We start from the raw sequence: 17,418 nt of genomic DNA, 5'->3' as shown, positions 1-17,418 counted from the left end.
CGCCTTGGTTTATGGAAGACGAATTAGCGTGTTTTGTAAATCAGATGATTAATAACCCGCTTTATCAATCACAAAGGTTTTGCCACAGTTACCTGGGTGAGGTTGTGGCAAGAATGAGTTTGCAGAAAGCGGAGCGTTGATGGCGTCAGCTTTGATCGAGATCTGAATTTCAGTCAAATACGCAGGGTTACCCTGGCACGTTAGCTTAACTGCTTTCACGTTCTCTTTTCCCCAGCTTTTGGCAAAGGCGGCGTCAAAGTCACGGCGGCTCACTGTTTTACCGTAATTATCCGCAAGGAATTTTCCGGCTTCGCTCTCTTTAATTTCTTGATTCAGGCGTACCATCGTACCGAAGTATGCGTCCGGATCAAAACCAAAGCAGGCACCGTGTTTGGCATATTCGTAGCGTTCCAGGCAGGAACGTCCGCCAGCTCCTGGCATGACTTCACTTAGTTTAGCGGCCGTTTCCAGTGATAATCCGGTTTCCGGCGATGAACACATTCGGCTGGCGCGCGCTTCTGGTAGATTCGGGATTGGGCGAGTAGCGCAACCGAAGCGCATCCAGCGGCGTTCATCAACACCACGGGCAGCAACCGATTTAGGCAATCCTGGCCACAGACCATGTACGGTCAGAAAATCAGCTTTGTTGGTCGTTTCGGTTTGCAGGCGACATTCATCTCGTTCGTTACGATTTCGATCGTGTTGACTCTGGCAAAATCCGGTTTGCCAGGAGAGGGCCAGGACATAGCGATCAAAATCGCCATACTGTTTTGCCTGCAACGCTAAGGCGTTGGCAGAAGAGAAGGGAAGCAGAGAAACCGCGAGCAACGCGGCGTTACGCCAGAATGCTTTCATAATGGGTGTGGAACTCATACATACACTGAATACTATCTATTAAATCATAAAAAAGCCCGCCAGGTGGGCTTACCTGGCGGGCGTGATGATTTATTCAGCGTTTGGCGAACGTATTAGTTCCACATGGCGAGAATCGGCCAGCCAACCAACAGCAACATAGAGATGTAAATCACCCCGAAGATTGCGCCAAGACGCCAGTAATCTTTTGATTTCACATAGCCACAGCCGTAAATAATCACCCCAGGACCGGTTGCATACGGCGTCAGACAGCCCATGATACCGATAGACAGCACCAGCAGGATACACAGTTGTTCCATTGGTACGCCCGGAATACCTTTACCGACGGCCAGAATAACCGGCAGCATGGTTGCGGTGTGCGCAGACAGGCTGGCAAACAGGTAGTGTGCAAAGTAGAACACCAGAACCAGTACAATCACCGTTGCGTTTGGTGAGAATCCTTCCAGGTGCGTACTCATGGTACCGGCGAACCAGTCAATAAAACCAGAACGAGTCAGGCCGTTAGCCATCACAACCAGAGTTGCCAGGTTGACCAGTGTGTTCCATGCGCTGTTATAGCGGGTAATGTCTTTCCAAGGCACAACGTGCAGGGCCAGCATTAGCGAAACTGCCAGCAGACCAACCGCAGTAGCATTAATGACTTCACTGCCAAATACCCACAAACCTAAGCTGAGCAATACAAGGCCAATCAGTGTCCACTCTCTGCGTGTCAGCGCACCCATGGTTTTCAGTTCATCACCCGCCCAGGTTGCCACTTCTTCACTGTGTGTGATTTCCGGTTTGTACAGCACGTAGGAAAGCCACGGCGCAATGATAAGCAAGATAACCCCAACCGGCAGGAAGCAGAGGAACCACTGCAACCAGCTAATCTGGATACCGGCAATTTTGCTGACGAACTCCAGACCCAGCACGTTTGGTGCCGCACCGGTGACAAACATGGACGAACTCAGACTGGTACTAATGACCATCATCCACATCAAATAGCCGCCAATACGACGCGCGGACGGATCGTTCGGGAATGATTTAAACAACGGCGGCAGGTTTTTAATGACCGGAAAAACCGTACCCCCGGTACGCGCGGTGTTGGAAGGTGTAAACGGTGCCAGCAGAATGTCGATAATGACAATCGCATAACCCAACGTCAGCGTGCGTTTGCCCATGAATTTCACCAGGAAAAGGGCAATGCGACGACCTAACCCGGAAACTTCATACCCTAATGCAAAAATAAATGCGCCAAATACCAGCCATACCGTGGTGCTGGAAAAACCAGCCAGGCCCCATTTCAGCGCCTGTTTTTGCGCATTAAACGCTGGGTCAGCTAATTCTTTGGCATCAAAGAGCAGGTAATTACTGCCAATAACGCAAATAGTAACCGCAATAAAACTGATCGCTGTTGCCGGAATTGGCTCGAGGATCATGCCGACAATCATTGCCACAAACACAGCGAAGTAATGCCATGCCTGCGGCGGCATACCGTCGGGGACAGGGATAAGAAACATGACACCCATCACCACCAGTGGGGCCAATAGTTTCCATATATTATCTTTTGCTAAAGACATACGGGTTCTCCGAAAATTAATATTTCCAAATTTATCAAGTGCTTAAATAATTAAATCTGTGCTAAAAACCAGGTAAGGATCAGTAGGTCAGCACTGCCGCCTGGACTGAGATTTCGTTCGATACACTCCCTGTCGAACTGCCGGAGATAATCGAGATCGGCGGGGGTTCGAATGCCCCCTTTTTGCAATAATGTTTGCGCCTCGCGCTGTAGCCAGCGCAGGCCCCCCTCGCCACCGCGCGATGCAACGTTGGTATCGCCGTTGATCGCCATCAGTAGGAGCAAGGTATCGAGCAATGCCAGTTCAGGATCTAACCCCTGATCCAGCAGAGTGAGGTAATGCGGCAAGGCGTGATTGATCACCAGTGGATAACCCGCTTCGGCTTCACCGCGTGCGCCGGTAAGGCCAAGCTGTTGGTACAACCGTTGACCTGCCGTCAGTTGTGAATTATTGGTACGCAGTTCGCGATCGGTCAGGCCACGGCAGAAACTTGCCGCCGTAGAACAAACGGTTGTTGGCGTTACCGGTTGGTTGAGTTGAAGCAAACGGCCAATTGCCGCACATAGCAGCCCTAAAGAAAAAATGCTGCCTTTATGCGTGTTTACGCCCGCAGTGGCGCGGAACATATCACCTTCGCAAGCCATACCAATTGGGCGTAATCCGTGGAGTACCGCTTCTGGTGCCATTTCCGCACTACAGGCACCAAATTCAATGAAACGGGGTAGCCAGCCCTGAATCGCCAGCGCGCTGCGGTGGAAATCTTCCAGCGCCATATCTTTGTGCGCACCGCAGTTAATGCGATCCACGAGGCCTGGTTTCGGTGACAGATTGACTTCAGTCAGCATGGCGCGCCAGCCCAGCAGGGCGTACTCATCGATTAATGACGTCGCAAGCTTTGTGGTTTTAGTTGACGTTGCAGGCATCGACATCGTTCAGCAGTGCCTCCATGCGGTTGAGTAAATCGGTCAGTTGATGGGTTTTTCCACGCGCGCAGACGGCTGCGCTTTGTTCGCACAACAGGCAGCGGCGAGGCGGCAGTGAATAGTCGCGGCGGGAGAGAATTTCGCCTTCGGGCGTCAGGACATCGATATCCCATAACCGCCCGAGAGGATGACTATGTTCAAGCTCAATGGTGGCGAGCTTGAGGTCGCGAGCCGGGGCGGCAATGCTCAACATGCCCTCCGGCCCGCTGGCGGAAACCAGTGCAGCCTGCTCCTGAATTTGCCAGCCCTGTTTTGCGGCTAAGGCACGCAAGGCTGTCACGCCATGATTAAAAATTCGGCGTGTGACCTCGCTGTCTTTAATCGGCCCAGGCGCAACCACGGTAAAGGAGACCAGTGGAACAGGATGGCGCTTGAGCCAGACGTGTTGCCGTGCTTGCCTTTCATCCCGGCTGACGAGCAGCTCGGGAATTGATACCGCATGGTGGCTGGCGAGTTCAGGAAGCAGGTGCATGGCTTATTCCTTCACCTGATGCACAACATCGATCACCGAGCCATCGCGGTAACGCACAACGGCAACGACGCGGTCTGTGAATTCAATCGGCTGTGGTTCACCGGTCAGCAGACGCGCACGTTCGCGCAGCCACTCAATGGAAACCACTTTAATGCCCGCTTCCTGCAGACGTTCTGCCAGTTCCGGACGTGCCGGGTTAACTGCGATACCGTGGTCTGTGACCAGAATATCGACACTGGAGCCTGGGGTGATGCAGGTCAGTACGTTATCCACCAGAGTCGGAATACGACCGCGTACCAGCGGCGCGACGATGATGGAAAGCGCAGAGGCAATCGCGGTATCGCAGTGACCACCGGAAGCACCACGCAGTACGCCGTCAGAGCCGGTCAGCACGTTAACGTTGAACTGGGTGTCAATTTCCAGCGCGCTCAGTACCACCACGTCGAGACGATCAACCGATGCGCCTTTCGAACCCCAGTTAGCGTACTGGTTGGCGCTGATTTCGATGTGATTGGGGTTACGGGCCAGCGATTGCGCAGCATGGCTGTCAAAGCTCTGCACATCCAGCAGTTTGCGGATCAGACCTTTTTCGTGCAGGTCAACCATCGTCGCGGTAATACCGCCAAGGGCGAAGTCGGCGCGAATATCGCGGCTACGCATTTTGTCTTCCAGGAAACGGGTTACCGCCAGCGATGCGCCGCCGGTGCCGGTTTGCATGGAGAAACCTTCTTTGAAGTAGCCAGAGTTGACAATCACATCCGCAGCGCTACGGGCAATAAGCAGTTCGCGCGGGTTAGTGGTCATACGGGTCGCGCCAGCGCCGATTTTTGCAGCATCGCCAACGCGGTCAACTTTGACGATCAAATCAACCTGATCTTGCTCAATGCTTGCCGGATTATGCGGATAAGGCAGCAGTTCTTCGGTAAGCATCACGACCTGTTTTGCGTTGTCGGCATCAACTATTGCATAGCCGAGGGAGCCGCAGCAGGCTTTACCGGTGTAGCCGTTGGCATTACCGAATTCATCACAGGACGGGACGCCGAGGAAAGCCACGTCGATATTCAGTTCGCCGCTCTGTACCAGATGCACACGACCGCCGTGAGAGTGGATCTGCACCGGTTCTGCCAGCAGACCACGGGAGATCTCTTCCGCCAGTGGACCACGCAGGCCGGAGGTATAAATGCGGGTAACCACGCCCTGGCGAATGTGTTCTACCAGCGGCGCATGGCAATCACTCAGGGAGCTGGACGCCAGGGTCAGGTTTTTAAAGCCCATCTTCGCGATGACGTCCATCACCATATTGACGGTCAGGTCACCGCCACGGAAAGCGTGATGGAAGGAAACCGTCATGCCGTCCTGTAAACCAGAGCGACGAATCGCTTCTTCCAGGTTGGCGCACAGTTTGCGATCGCGCGCTTTTTCAGCCTGGTAGGTTTGCTTTGGCGAGTTCTGGAAAGCGGCAAGATCGCATTCAGCGCGACGATTCCAGGCCGCTACCCGTTCTTGTCGTTGAGATTGTTCAATTTTCTGCGTCATTTTGATTGCCTTATTCTTCGCGGATGCCGGAAAGTTCTGCACGGGAGAGCACCAGACGGGCGCGATCGATAACCGGACCGTCCACCATCTTGCCGTTCAGGGAAACCACGCCGAGGCCTTCGCGAGCGGCGGCTTCAGCGGCTTCTACGACGCGGCGGGCGTGATCCACTTCTTTCTGGGTCGGTGCGTAGAGGTTGTGCAGCAGATCAATCTGACGCGGGTTGATCAGCGATTTGCCGTCAAAGCCCAGCTGTTTGATGTGGGCGGCTTCTTGCAGAAATCCGGCTTCGTTGTTAGCGTCGGAATAGACGGTATCGAACGCCTGAATACCCGCAGAGCGCGCGGCCTGCAAAATGGAACAGCGTGCGAACAGCAGTTCAGTTCCTTCCGGGGAGCGTTCTGTACGCAGGTTGCGCACATAGTCTTCTGCACCGAGGGCGATACCGATCAAACGCTCGGAAGCGTGAGCGATTTCCACTGCGCGGGTAATCCCCAGCGGAGATTCAATCGCCGCCAGCAGGCCGGTGCTGCCGGGTTCACGACCACAGGCTTTTTCGATACGCAGGATCTCTTTTTCAATATCCAGAACATCCTGAGCGGTATCGGTTTTCGGCAGACGCACAACGTCCGCACCACCGCGAACGACGGCTTCCAGGTCGTTAACACCCCATTCGGAATCCAGCGCGTTGACACGCACAATGGTTTCAATATCGCGATACAGCGGATGTTGCAGCGCGTGGTAAACCATGCGGCGGGCGGTGTCTTTTTCACGCAATGCTACGGAGTCTTCGAGGTCAAACATCAGGGCATCAGCCGGGTAGATGAAGGAGTTGCTGACCATCGCGGCATTGGCACCAGGCACAAACAACATGCTGCGGCGGGTGCGAGTTTTACGTTGTTGCAGCGAAGCGGAAATCATTGGCAATCCTCCCATGGCAGAGCCGGGATACCGCTGGCGCGTGCCAGCAGGGCTTCCAGTCGTGCACGTAAAATGCAGTCCAGTGCGCCTTTGTCATCGACATTCAGCTGTACGCCGCGCACGTTGTAGCGGGCGAGAACGTCCAGAATGGTGGTGCGAATTGCATCGCCAAACTGTTTCTCAACGCTGCTATTGATTTGCAGGTCGATATCCTGCGTATCGAGTGGGGCGATGCGTATCATCACATCCCCAGACTCAAGGGTGCCTGCAACGGCGGGCTGGTTTATTTTCATTTTTCACCTGTTTCTCATGCGGGGGTCTTTTGACGAGCTGCCGCGTCCTGGCGGGAGTGCTCAAGCAGGTTCTGCAAATAATGCAGCGTGACTGCAGGGACCAGCGGCGCGATAGCCGTGAGATCGTTTTTCGCCAGCAGTTGACGTACCCGGGAAGCGGATATCGGCATCTCCTGGTAACGCAGCCGCTCAATTTCAACCAGTTCGATGGGCGGTGCGGAGATAGTCGGCGTTTCCAGCCAGTAGCGCATATCCTGGTTGTACTGGGCGGTAACGCGACAAAAGGGTTCAGTACCGACAAAGCGGTGAGTTACACCCAGCGCGGGAGCGAGGTACTGACGGAAAATCTTCAGATCAATTTCGGTGTAACAATGGTTAATGACGCTCTGTTCTTTAATGAAGTAGCAAGGGAACGTAGCGCGGGAGATGATGTATTCGGAGCCACGATGCACAGTCAGGCGTGGAATATCGGCGGTGCCTTTTAACACCAAATCCAGCCGGTCTTCATAGGGGAAGCGTGAAGAATCTTCTTTGACTAAAAACAGATGCAACCAGTCGCACTGTGCCGCAGCCTGTTGAATCAGATAACGGTGACCATTCGTAAAGGGATTGGCGTTCATCACAATGCAGCCAATCTTGTTCCCTGGATGACGAAATTTTTTCAGCGATTCGGCATAGCGTTTCAGTCGCGTGGCGCTGTTTTCCATCAGCACCATCACGCCGGGTACGCTGGTCAGCGTGGAAAAACCGCACTGGCGGAACAGCGCCTCGTATTCGGTTTTGGTATAAATAAACAGATGCGTGCTGTGCCGCTCATAGGCGAGGTTTATCAATTCAGTGGCTAATGTCAGCGCCAGTCCTTCACCGCGGACGGATTCACTGATAGCAACGCATTTAATAATATTTCCGGCAATTCCACCGCACGCGATAAGCTTTTCATCGCGGGTTACGGTAATAAATACTTCGACTGTGGTGTCAACGCTCAAATCATTTTCATGCAGGAATTGGGCGATTTCCGCCATTTTTTTATTTTCTGAACGTTTTACGCGGGTGAAAATATCATTGCCGAACATAATAAATAGTATCCTGAAGGTGCATGTTGTTATCGATTTGCAACGAATGTTGTTCAATGTTGCAAACTGATAACCTTTTATTTTCACTTGGGAGAAAGGGGGTGATCGAGGTATATCTTTTTCTCCTTTCGCTATACATCCTAAGGAGTATTTCGGCGTGAAATTTTGATTTATTTCACATAGAGTTAGTGGTTTTTTATTTATTTAATGATTTTAAGTTTTTTAATTAATGTAATTACGAAATGACTCGCAGGTTTAAGTGATTTAATTGATTTAATGAATAAAATTTGCCACGATCATAATTAATATCTATGTATTTTGATTCAACATTTTAATTACATCCGTCAAAGAGGCTCGGGACAACCCGCAAGGAAAACAATGTTGCAGCTTAACGAGAATAAACAGTTTGCATTTTTCCAAAGACTGGCATTTCCGCTGCGTATCTTTTTGCTGATTCTGGTGTTCTCAATATTTGTCATTGCAGCCCTGGCGCAATATTTTACGGCCAGTTTTGAGGACTATTTAACGCTTCATGTACGCGACATGGCAATGAATCAGGCGAAAATTATTGCCTCCAATGACAGTGTCATCTCTGCGGTGAAAACGCGTGACTACAAACGGCTGGCGACCATCGCTAACAAATTACAAAGAGATACCGATTTTGATTATGTGGTGATTGGGGACCGGCACTCGATCCGCCTTTACCATCCTAATCCGGAGAAAATTGGTTATCCTATGCAGTTCACCAAACAGGGCGCGCTGGAGAAAGGGGAGAGCTACTTCATTACCGGGAAAGGGTCAATGGGGATGGCGATGCGCGCCAAAACGCCAATCTTTGATGACGATGGAAAAGTCATCGGCGTGGTGTCGATTGGCTACCTGGTGAGTAAAATCGATAGCTGGCGGGCTGAGTTTTTATTACCGATGGCAGGTGTGTTTGTCGTGCTGTTAGGGATTCTGATGTTGCTGTCGTGGTTCCTGGCCGCGCATATCCGTCGGCAGATGATGGGCATGGAGCCAAAGCAAATCGCACGCGTGGTCCGTCAGCAAGAGGCGCTGTTTAGTTCGGTTTATGAAGGGCTGATTGCGGTGGATCCGCATGGTTACATTACCGCCATCAATCGTAACGCAAGAAAGATGCTGGGGCTGAGTTCCCCCGGACGGCAATGGTTGGGTAAACCCATTGTTGAAGTGGTCAGGCCCGCCGATTTCTTTACCGAACAGATTGATGAAAAACGTCAGGATGTGGTGGCGAACTTTAACGGTCTGAGCGTTATTGCCAACCGGGAAGCTATTCGTTCAGGTGATGATTTGCTGGGGGCCATTATCAGCTTTCGTAGTAAAGACGAAATTTCCACCCTCAATGCGCAACTGACGCAAATAAAACAATACGTTGAGAGCCTTCGTACATTGCGACACGAGCATCTCAATTGGATGTCGACGCTCAATGGTCTGTTGCAGATGAAAGAGTATGATCGCGTGCTGGCGATGGTGCAGGGGGAGTCTCAGGCCCAGCAACAGCTTATTGACAGCCTGCGCGAGGCGTTTGCCGATCGCCAGGTGGCGGGGCTGCTTTTTGGTAAAGTGCAGCGCGCCCGGGAACTGGGGCTAAAAATGATCATTGTCCCCGGTAGCCAGCTTTCGCAACTGCCGCCAGGACTGGATAGCACCGAGTTTGCAGCCATTGTGGGCAATTTACTTGATAACGCCTTCGAAGCCAGCCTGCGTAGCGATGAAGGAAACAAGATCGTTGAATTATTCCTCAGCGATGAAGGCGATGATGTGGTGATTGAAGTCGCCGATCAGGGCTGCGGCGTTCCAGAGTCTCTACGAGACAAAATATTTGAGCAGGGGGTCAGTACGCGTGCTGACGAGCCCGGTGAACATGGCATTGGGTTGTACTTGATTGCCAGCTACGTAACGCGCTGCGGTGGTGTTATCACTCTCGAAGATAATGATCCCTGCGGTACCTTATTTTCAATCTATATTCCGAAAGTGAAACCTAATGACAGCTCCATTAACCCTATTGATCGTTGAGGACGAAACGCCGCTGGCAGAGATGCATGCGGAATATATTCGTCACATTCCCGGATTCAGTCAGATATTACTGGCGGGAAATCTGGCGCAGGCCCGAATGATGATCGAGCGTTTTAAGCCGGGGCTAATCTTGCTCGATAACTATCTTCCTGACGGTAGAGGGATTAATTTACTGCATGAACTGGTGCAGGCGCATTATCCCGGCGACGTGGTGTTTACCACTGCAGCCAGCGATATGGAAACGGTGTCTGAAGCCGTACGTTGTGGTGTATTTGATTATCTCATTAAGCCCATTGCCTATGAACGGCTGGGGCAAACGCTAACCCGTTTCCGCCAGCGTAAACATATGCTGGAAAGTATTGATAGCGCCAGCCAGAAGCAAATTGATGAGATGTTTAATGCTTATGCTCGCGGTGAACCTAAGGACGAGCTACCGACCGGCATTGACCCCTTGACGCTAAACGCGGTGCGAAAACTGTTTAAAGAGCCTGGTGTGCAACATACGGCAGAAACGGTGGCGCAGGCACTGACCATCAGCCGCACCACTGCCAGGCGTTATCTTGAATATTGCGCCAGCCGCCATCTGATTATTGCTGAAATTGTTCACGGCAAAGTTGGCAGACCACAACGCATATACCACAGTGGGTGACATGATAAAGCCGGAGGAAACTTGCCTCCGGCATTACTATTTACTTGCCTGTGACCGCTGCTGCCGTTCCTGGCACCATCAGCTCTGTAGCAACGATAACAATCACCAAACCAACAAGCACCGGTACCGAGGTGCGTTTTACGACTTCAAACGGCGAGATCTTCGCCATCCCGGCAACCGCAACGACTACGCCAGAAACGGGCGAAAGGGTACGGCCAAGGTTTGACGCCTGCAGCATCGGGATAGTCAAATACGCCGGGTTAATGCCGGAAGAGTGCGCCAGTTTCGGGATCATCTCAACAAACGCATAAAACGGCGCATTGCCTGAACCGGTCGTGACTGCCGCCAGCATTGTCAGAATCACCAATACCAGCATCAGGATGATACTCGCCGAACCAAACGAGGTAGCGATAGAAATCAGACTTTGAATAAAGCCGATGGTGCTAAGCCCCTGAGCGAATACCCCAGCGGCAACCAGCAGCATCACCACGTTAGCAAACGCATCTGCCATCCCGCGATAAGCCACTTCCAGACCAGAGAAAACTTTCTGGGTATTAAAGCTGCGGAGGAACTCCAGAATGGAGGCAATCAGCATACAAATCACCAGAATAGTGATGATGTGTAATTGCGGACCCCATTTACCGTCAAAAATCAGTACACCGATGATCGGCGTGAACGGCAAAATGGCATAAAACGCAGGAGCAGTGGTGGTGATTTCACTGACATCTAACATTTCATGAGAGATGTGCTCTTTTTTATCCAGATAACGTTGCCAGAAGAAGTGGGCGATCGCCATGCCGATAATTGCAGCAATTGAGATAGGCAGCGTCGTTTTGAAGGCGAAGTCAATCAGCGACATTTCGGAAGCTTGCGCCGCCAGCACCACATCCCCTGAAGTCGGTGCGAGAATAATCGCCGCCGGGGAGGCACAAATGGCAGCAGCTGCGCCACGACTGATACCAACGTTTACCATCACCGGAAATAGGGTTGCCATCAGCAAAACACCCAGACCGGTTGCGGAAGAGACGGCCAGAGACATCAGACAGGCGACAAAATAGGCGGCAATCATCAGCAGGTAAGGGGAGTTAATATACTGCAATGGTTTTGACGCCAGCTTGACCACCATATCATTCGCGCCGATATGGGTCATGTAAGCGGCAAATCCACACAGCATCATAATCATCATGCCGAGGTCGCCGCCGCGGCTCATTAGTAATATTTTAACGTATTCAACGATATCCGTGGCGCTGTAGCCTGTTGAAGCCTGGCTGGACGGTAACACTTTGTGCCCCATAATGGCACTGATAATCAGCAATAACAGGCCACCGACAAATAACACACCAGTGGCGGAATACCCTTTAATGATGTAGCGAGCTACACCCACAATAACCACAACCCCAATAAGGAGCTCAATGAATGTCAGCATAATTTTTCCTGTCTCCAGGCCCCAAAGTAAATAATAAAAAATTCCTAAAGCTTAAGGAAAAAATATGCCCAATAAATTGGCGATGAATGCTGATTAAAATCAAGAAAAACTGCCATTAAGACATTGAAGTTGCTGTTTTTATACATAGATAACAAAACGCATATTTAGCGGTTGGCAATTATCACATAATAATGTGTGCAAATTGATGGTGGATTGATGCAAATTTGTTAATTGCAATGGTGTTAGCTGCGGCTGTGCGCTCAAAAAATAATCTAATATGAGCATAGGTTGACGATATATATTATATACTTCGTTAAGATGATTGTTGTATCTCGTTAAAAAATAAAATAATTTTTCCTTGATTGCATTTTGTCATCAAAAAAGACTTGGTTTTTCTTTTTTGACTATTCCCATCGCAGAAAACGACGCATCATCTTTAATCGATGCGCGGAAATATTTAACTTGAACAAGCGGAAATAAATAGAGCAGCTATTCAGATTATTCTTTATGTTGGGTCTATTAAGGTTATGTTAATTGTAGCTTTGCTATGCTAGTAGTAGATTTTTGATAAATGTTTTATGGTCACAAATGAACGTGAGTAAATATGTCGCTATCTTTTCCTTTGTTTTTATTCAGTTAATCAGCGTTGGTAAAGTTTTTGCTAACGCAGATGAGTGGATGACAACGTTTAGAGAAAATATTGCACAAACCTGGCAACAGCCTGAACATTATGATTTATATATTCCTGCCATCACCTGGCATGCACGTTTCGCTTACGACAAAGAAAAAACCGATCGCTATAACGAGCGACCGTGGGGTGGCGGTTTTGGCCTGTCGCGTTGGGATGAAAAAGGAAACTGGCATGGCCTGTATGCCATGGCATTTAAGGACTCGTGGAACAAATGGGAACCGATTGCCGGATACGGATGGGAAAGTACCTGGCGACCGCTGGCGGATGAAAATTTTCATTTAGGTCTGGGATTCACCGCTGGCGTAACGGCACGCGATAACTGGAATTACATCCCTCTCCCGGTTCTACTGCCATTGGCCTCCGTGGGTTATGGCCCAGTGACTTTTCAGATGACCTACATTCCGGGTACCTACAACAATGGCAATGTGTACTTTGCCTGGATGCGCTTTCAGTTTTGAGACAAATGAAGTTTTAGTAACTTCTTTAAAATCAATAGCTAAAATAAGTAACATCAAAAATAACGCGACTTTTATCACTTTTTAGTAAAGTTACACTGGACAAAGCGTACCACAATTGGTGTACTGGTAACCGACACAGCATTTGTGTCTATTTTTCATGTAAAGGTAATTTTGATGTCTAAGATTAAAGGTAACGTTAAGTGGTTTAATGAGTCCAAAGGATTCGGTTTCATTACTCCGGAAGACGGCAGCAAAGACGTGTTCGTACACTTCTCTGCAATCCAGACTAATGGTTTTAAAACTCTTGCTGAAGGTCAGCGCGTAGAGTTCGAAATCACTAACGGTGCCAAAGGCCCTTCTGCTGCAAACGTAATCGCTCTGTAAGATACGTCAGCAAGAATTCAAAACCCGCTTAATCAGCGGGTTTTTTTTGGTCTTTAGTGTGCGGTTGAGGCCGAAAACAGCCAGAATGCCAGTGCGGTCATGGCAAAAGACCCCAGAAGGTTGACGAAAACGTTCAGTAATGCCCAGCCAAAGCGGCCCTCTTGTAACAAAAACACCACTTCTGCCGAAAATGTTGAGAAGGTTGTTAGACCGCCACAAAATCCGGTGGTGATTAATACTTTCCACACTGGATCAATGTTCGTCATCCTGCTGAACCATGCGAATCCTATTCCTATGATGAATGCCCCAATCAGGTTTGCTGTCAGCGTCCCCAACGGAATCGCCTGATGCAGTGGGTTAAATCGCATACTTAACAGCCATCTCGCCACGCTTCCCGTACCACCGCCAATAAAAACTGCTAAAAGAAGTTGTAACACTGCAAAATCCTGCTATTTGATTTGTATGAGTGATAAGTGTAACGCCGAATAATCGTCGTTGGCGAATTTTACGACTCTGACAGGAGGTGGCAATGCTGGTTGCCGCAGGACAGTTTGCTGTTACATCTGTGTGGGAAAAGAACGCTGAGATTTGTGCCTCGTTGATGGCGCAGGCGGCGGAAAACGACGCATCGCTGTTTGCCCTGCCGGAAGCATTGCTGGCGCGCGATGATCATGATGCAGATCTATCGGTTAAATCAGCACAGCTGCTGGAAGGCGAATTCCTCGGACTTTACGGCGAGAAAGTAAACGTAACATGATGACGACAATTCTGACGATTCATGTTCCTTCAACGCCGGGGCGCGCATGGAATATGCTGGTGGCACTTCAGGCAGGAAACATCGTCGCCCGTTATGCCAAACTGCATCTCTATGATGCATTTGCCATTCAGGAATCACGCCGTGTTGATGCTGGTAATGAAATCGCTCCGTTACTGGAGGTGGAAGGGATGAAGGTCGGTCTGATGACCTGTTATGACTTACGCTTTCCAGAGCTGGCGCTGGCACAGGCATTACAGGGAGCTGAAATCCTGGTACTTCCTGCCGCCTGGGTTCGCGGGCCGCTCAAAGAGCATCACTGGTCAACGTTGCTTGCCGCTCGTGCGCTGGATACCACCTGTTATATGGTGGCGGCGGGGGAGTGCGGGAACAAAAATATCGGTCAAAGCCGGATTATAGATCCCTTTGGCGTCACCATTGCGGCAGCGTCAGAAATGCCTGCACTCATTATGGCGGAAGTGACGCCCGAACGTGTGCGTCAGGTGCGCGCGCAACTGCCCGTCTTAAACAACCGTCGCTTTGCGCCGCCGCAATTATTATGATGTTTTTTTACTCGGCGCTTGATTCACCTTGTTACAGATTGCTATTGTGTGCGCGCGTCGAATGACCGTTAATATTCTCTGGTTTTTAAGGCGCGTTCTGTTGCCGGTTATATGTCAAGAAGGTATCTATGGGTGAGATTAGTATTACCAAACTGCTGGTAGTTGCGGCGCTGGTCGTTCTGCTGTTTGGGACTAAGAAGTTACGTACGCTGGGCGGAGACCTTGGAGCGGCCATTAAAGGGTTCAAGAAGGCGATGAATGATGACGATGCTGCGGCGAAAAAAGGCGCAGACGTTGATCTTCAGGCTGAAAAGCTCTCTCATAAAGAGTGACGTGGCGAGCAGGACGCTCCCTCAATATCTTGTTCGATACAAAAAACCCGCTTCAAAAAGCGGGTTTTTTATCAGACAGATGTAAGTAATTATTACAGGATTACTTAACTTCCATCCCTTTCGCCTGCAAATCGGCGTGGTAAGAAGAGCGGACAAACGGACCGCATGCAGCATGGGTAAAGCCCATCGCCAGCGCTTCGGCTTTCATTTCGTCGAACTCATCCGGGCTAACGTAACGTTGAACCGGCAGGTGATGGCGGCTTGGCTGCAAATATTGCCCCAGCGTTAACATCGTCACACCATGACGGCGCAGGTCGCGCATTACCTCAATAATTTCTTCATTGGTTTCACCCAGTCCCACCATCAGACCAGACTTGGTCGGGATTTCCGGATGCGCTTCTTTAAAGCGTTCCAGCAGCTTCAGCGACCAGTTGTAATCTGCACCAGGCCGTACCTGACGGTAAATACGCGGTACGTTTTCCAGGTTATGGTTGAACACATCTGGTGGCGTTGCAGTCAGAATATCCAGAGCACGATCCATACGACCGCGGAAATCCGGCACCAGAGTTTCAATTTTGATTTGCGGGCTTTTTTCCCGAATGGCAGTAATGCAATCCGCAAAGTGCTGGGCACCGCCATCGCGCAGGTCATCACGGTCAACGGAGGTGATAACCACATAACGCAGCGCCATATCGGCAATGGTCTGCGCCAGTTTCACTGGTTCATTGGCATCAGGAGCTACCGGGCGACCGTGGGCAACATCACAGAACGGACAACGGCGGGTACAAATAGCGCCGAGGATCATAAACGTTGCTGTGCCGTGGTTGAAGCATTCCGCCAGGTTAGGGCAGGAGGCTTCCTCGCAGACAGAATGCAGGCCATTTTTGCGCATTGCGGCTTTGATGCCCTGGATACGTGTAGAGTCCGCTGGAAGCTTGATTTTCATCCATTCCGGCTTGCGCAGCAGGGCTTCGCGCTCTGTTGCCACGTTTTTAACCGGGATAAGGGCCATCTTATCGGCATCGCGGTATTTAACACCGCGTTCCATCACAATGGGTTTACTCATAGCGTGCGTGTTCCAGTTGCGAATTACGAAGGAAAGCGTTTCAATTCAATAGATTGTTGTAATTATCAACTATTTTTGAATTAACGACTGGCAGTATATCATTGAAACGGACCTGAAAGCAGCCAAAGCGGTCGCGAAAATGTAAAATTGTTGTTGGATTGTGCCATTTTATCGTTCTGCGCTGTGATCTGGCTGTAACAATACTTTTTCAAAATGCATTACGGATAACATCTATTACTCCGTGCAGGATGGGATCACGCAGGCTGAATTTGTTGTAGTGGATAGAGAAATCTATTTGCTCCTCATTTAAGGACGGAAAAGGCAGTTTTTCCAGCGGCCAGCAGCGGCTAAACAGGTTATAAAAACGGCTGGGAATAATCGCTAACATGTCACTGTTGGCAACCAGTGCAGCGATTGTCAAAATGTTGTAGCTGGTGAAATTGATTTGCCGGTCCGGAAACATTTCTTGAACTCTCTGCCGCAGACCGCTGAAATTTTGCTCTTCCGGTAACAGAAGTACATGCGCAGCGTTGTCGATAGTCTCTCTGTCATCTTCTAAAGAGAGTAGTGGATTTCCCTCGCGGCAAATTAACACCATATTGTCGGTGAACAGAACATGATGTTGCACCGTACGATTGGTGCAAAACATGTTATCGATGATGAGATCGGTTTGAAACTGACTGAGTTGGTTTTCCGCGTCGCTGATGGGCGGGTTGCGCAGTAAAAGCTGCGGATAGTGAGTTTTAATCGCCCGATAGATGACAGGAAGGACCAGTGCTCCGACCGAGGGAGTGGTCGCAATAGTTATCGTTCGTTGCTTATCATAGCTTCCTTCGATATCCAGCGCGCCAAGAATGGACTCAAGGCCCTGACTGATATACTCATGTAGATGCATCGCAAATGCGGTAGGAGTGACACCCTGGCCTTTGCGAATAAACAATGGGTCAGGGAATATAACGCGCAGTTTCTGAATAGACTGACTGATTGCCGAGGGGGTCAGATTAAGCACTTTCGCTGCATTAACGATCCCTTTATGTACATATACAGCTTCAAAAATAGTCAGAAGGTTAAGATCAATATTTCGTAAGGTTGTAAATATTTGTGGTTTACCTTCTGACGACTTTCTGCTTAAACAGGGTTCAATTTGATTATTACTATCCACGCACTTACTCCAATTTTATTCATGGAAAAATAATATTTAAAAAATTACAATAATCTTATGTCTAATTGGAACGGAACGCTTTTGCTCACCATAATCAACTATTTCAATAGGTTAATCAATGGGGTGAGTTACGGAGCAAGGCGTGGCACCGCATTTCTGCAAGTGATAAAGAAAATATACAAACGCGA

17 protein-coding genes and 1 pseudogene are annotated in these 17,418 nt (G+C 49.9%); 6 read left to right on the top strand and 12 right to left on the bottom strand.

Annotation, left to right across the window (positions count from 1 at the left end; translation table 11 throughout):
* Nucleotides 1-48 precede the first annotated feature (48 nt).
* From rna to citC, 8 genes are all read right to left on the bottom strand, one after another.
* Nucleotides 49-855 carry a ribonuclease I gene (gene rna / locus KXD89_RS15740; protein WP_000643397.1) on the bottom strand — a complete coding sequence of 269 codons (807 nt, stop codon included), beginning with the start codon at nt 853-855 and terminating at the stop codon, nt 49-51.
* A 113-nt stretch (nt 856-968) separates the two neighbouring features.
* Entirely contained in the window at nt 969-2,432 is a 1,464-nt protein-coding gene (gene citT / locus KXD89_RS15735; protein WP_000050323.1) for a citrate/succinate antiporter CitT, read from the bottom strand.
* A 50-nt stretch (nt 2,433-2,482) separates the two neighbouring features.
* The gene (gene citG, locus KXD89_RS15730) at nt 2,483-3,361 is read right to left on the bottom strand and encodes a triphosphoribosyl-dephospho-CoA synthase CitG (protein WP_000062457.1); all 879 of its coding nucleotides are present in this window, start codon (nt 3,359-3,361) and stop codon (nt 2,483-2,485) included.
* Complete coding sequence (gene citX, locus KXD89_RS15725) at nt 3,336-3,887, bottom strand: citrate lyase holo-[acyl-carrier protein] synthase (protein WP_000550422.1); 552 nt, start codon at nt 3,885-3,887, stop codon at nt 3,336-3,338. The genes citG and citX overlap by 26 nt, the downstream gene beginning before the upstream one ends.
* A gap of 3 nt (nt 3,888-3,890) precedes the next feature.
* Nucleotides 3,891-5,423 (bottom strand): citrate lyase subunit alpha, encoded by a 1,533-nt coding sequence (gene citF, locus KXD89_RS15720; protein ID WP_000192242.1) that lies wholly within the window; start codon nt 5,421-5,423, stop codon nt 3,891-3,893.
* A gap of 10 nt (nt 5,424-5,433) precedes the next feature.
* Complete coding sequence (citE, locus tag KXD89_RS15715) at nt 5,434-6,342, bottom strand: citrate (pro-3S)-lyase subunit beta (RefSeq protein ID WP_000622357.1); 909 nt, start codon at nt 6,340-6,342, stop codon at nt 5,434-5,436.
* Nucleotides 6,339-6,635 (bottom strand): citrate lyase acyl carrier protein, encoded by a 297-nt coding sequence (citD, locus tag KXD89_RS15710; protein ID WP_000700703.1) that lies wholly within the window; start codon nt 6,633-6,635, stop codon nt 6,339-6,341. Before citD ends, citE begins: the two co-directional genes overlap by 4 nt.
* A 14-nt stretch (nt 6,636-6,649) precedes the next feature.
* Nucleotides 6,650-7,708 carry a [citrate (pro-3S)-lyase] ligase gene (citC, locus tag KXD89_RS15705; protein ID WP_000467705.1) on the bottom strand — a complete coding sequence of 353 codons (1,059 nt, stop codon included), beginning with the start codon at nt 7,706-7,708 and terminating at the stop codon, nt 6,650-6,652.
* A 378-nt stretch (nt 7,709-8,086) separates the two neighbouring features.
* On the opposite strand from citC, the gene dpiB reads away from it, so the two are divergent.
* Entirely contained in the window at nt 8,087-9,745 is a 1,659-nt protein-coding gene (gene dpiB, locus KXD89_RS15700; protein ID WP_000939767.1) for a sensor histidine kinase DpiB, read from the top strand.
* Nucleotides 9,714-10,394, top strand: coding sequence for a two-component response regulator DpiA (gene dpiA, locus KXD89_RS15695; protein WP_000126500.1), 681 nt, complete (start codon nt 9,714-9,716; stop codon nt 10,392-10,394). Before dpiB ends, dpiA begins: the two co-directional genes overlap by 32 nt.
* A 40-nt stretch (nt 10,395-10,434) precedes the next feature.
* Here the strand turns inward: dpiA and dcuC are convergent, their stop codons facing one another.
* Entirely contained in the window at nt 10,435-11,820 is a 1,386-nt protein-coding gene (dcuC, locus tag KXD89_RS15690; protein ID WP_000955063.1) for an anaerobic C4-dicarboxylate transporter DcuC, read from the bottom strand.
* A gap of 588 nt (nt 11,821-12,408) precedes the next feature.
* Here dcuC and pagP point away from each other — a divergent pair.
* Both pagP and cspE read left to right on the top strand, forming a co-directional pair.
* Nucleotides 12,409-12,969, top strand: coding sequence for a lipid IV(A) palmitoyltransferase PagP (pagP, locus tag KXD89_RS15685; RefSeq protein WP_001103094.1), 561 nt, complete (start codon nt 12,409-12,411; stop codon nt 12,967-12,969).
* Between the two features lie 174 nt (nt 12,970-13,143).
* A complete protein-coding gene (gene cspE / locus KXD89_RS15680) occupies nt 13,144-13,353 on the top strand; it encodes a transcription antiterminator/RNA stability regulator CspE (protein ID WP_000034825.1) in 210 nt (69 codons plus the stop codon).
* 53 nt (nt 13,354-13,406) lie between these two features.
* Here the strand turns inward: cspE and crcB are convergent, their stop codons facing one another.
* Complete coding sequence (gene crcB, locus KXD89_RS15675) at nt 13,407-13,790, bottom strand: fluoride efflux transporter CrcB (RefSeq protein ID WP_000939747.1); 384 nt, start codon at nt 13,788-13,790, stop codon at nt 13,407-13,409.
* Nucleotides 13,791-13,882: 92 nt separating this feature from the next.
* On the opposite strand from crcB, the pseudogene KXD89_RS15670 reads away from it, so the two are divergent.
* Nucleotides 13,883-14,670 (top strand): annotated as a pseudogene (locus KXD89_RS15670) (deaminated glutathione amidase).
* Between the two features lie 128 nt (nt 14,671-14,798).
* Nucleotides 14,799-15,002 (top strand): twin-arginine translocase subunit TatE, encoded by a 204-nt coding sequence (gene tatE, locus KXD89_RS15665; RefSeq protein ID WP_000503931.1) that lies wholly within the window; start codon nt 14,799-14,801, stop codon nt 15,000-15,002.
* Nucleotides 15,003-15,102: 100 nt separating this feature from the next.
* On the opposite strand, the gene lipA is transcribed toward tatE, so the two are convergent.
* Both lipA and KXD89_RS15655 read right to left on the bottom strand, forming a co-directional pair.
* The gene (gene lipA, locus KXD89_RS15660; RefSeq protein ID WP_000042632.1) at nt 15,103-16,068 is read right to left on the bottom strand and encodes a lipoyl synthase; all 966 of its coding nucleotides are present in this window, start codon (nt 16,066-16,068) and stop codon (nt 15,103-15,105) included.
* Between the two features lie 208 nt (nt 16,069-16,276).
* Nucleotides 16,277-17,230, bottom strand: a complete 954-nt coding sequence (locus KXD89_RS15655) for a YbeF family transcriptional regulator (protein WP_000378026.1) — start codon at nt 17,228-17,230, stop codon at nt 16,277-16,279.
* Nucleotides 17,231-17,418: the final 188 nt, after the last annotated feature.

It is taken from the genome of Escherichia sp. TC-EC600-tetX4, from assembly GCF_019356055.1.
Lineage (GTDB): Bacteria > Pseudomonadota > Gammaproteobacteria > Enterobacterales > Enterobacteriaceae.
The sequence above is the reverse complement of the archived record's forward strand: the minus strand, read 5'-3'. Positions and strand labels throughout refer to the sequence as shown.

Coding starts and splice junctions, on each gene's coding strand:
- rna (WP_000643397.1), bottom strand. CDS start 855: ATGAAAGCATTCTGGCGTAACGCCGCGTTGCTCGCGGTTTCTCTGCTT.
- citT (WP_000050323.1), bottom strand. CDS start 2,432: ATGTCTTTAGCAAAAGATAATATATGGAAACTATTGGCCCCACTGGTG.
- citG (WP_000062457.1), bottom strand. CDS start 3,361: ATGTCGATGCCTGCAACGTCAACTAAAACCACAAAGCTTGCGACGTCA.
- citX (WP_000550422.1), bottom strand. CDS start 3,887: ATGCACCTGCTTCCTGAACTCGCCAGCCACCATGCGGTATCAATTCCC.
- citF (WP_000192242.1), bottom strand. CDS start 5,423: ATGACGCAGAAAATTGAACAATCTCAACGACAAGAACGGGTAGCGGCC.
- citE (WP_000622357.1), bottom strand. CDS start 6,342: ATGATTTCCGCTTCGCTGCAACAACGTAAAACTCGCACCCGCCGCAGC.
- citD (WP_000700703.1), bottom strand. CDS start 6,635: ATGAAAATAAACCAGCCCGCCGTTGCAGGCACCCTTGAGTCTGGGGAT.
- citC (WP_000467705.1), bottom strand. CDS start 7,708: ATGTTCGGCAATGATATTTTCACCCGCGTAAAACGTTCAGAAAATAAA.
- dpiB (WP_000939767.1), top strand. CDS start 8,087: ATGTTGCAGCTTAACGAGAATAAACAGTTTGCATTTTTCCAAAGACTG.
- dpiA (WP_000126500.1), top strand. CDS start 9,714: ATGACAGCTCCATTAACCCTATTGATCGTTGAGGACGAAACGCCGCTG.
- dcuC (WP_000955063.1), bottom strand. CDS start 11,820: ATGCTGACATTCATTGAGCTCCTTATTGGGGTTGTGGTTATTGTGGGT.
- pagP (WP_001103094.1), top strand. CDS start 12,409: ATGAACGTGAGTAAATATGTCGCTATCTTTTCCTTTGTTTTTATTCAG.
- cspE (WP_000034825.1), top strand. CDS start 13,144: ATGTCTAAGATTAAAGGTAACGTTAAGTGGTTTAATGAGTCCAAAGGA.
- tatE (WP_000503931.1), top strand. CDS start 14,799: ATGGGTGAGATTAGTATTACCAAACTGCTGGTAGTTGCGGCGCTGGTC.
- lipA (WP_000042632.1), bottom strand. CDS start 16,068: ATGAGTAAACCCATTGTGATGGAACGCGGTGTTAAATACCGCGATGCC.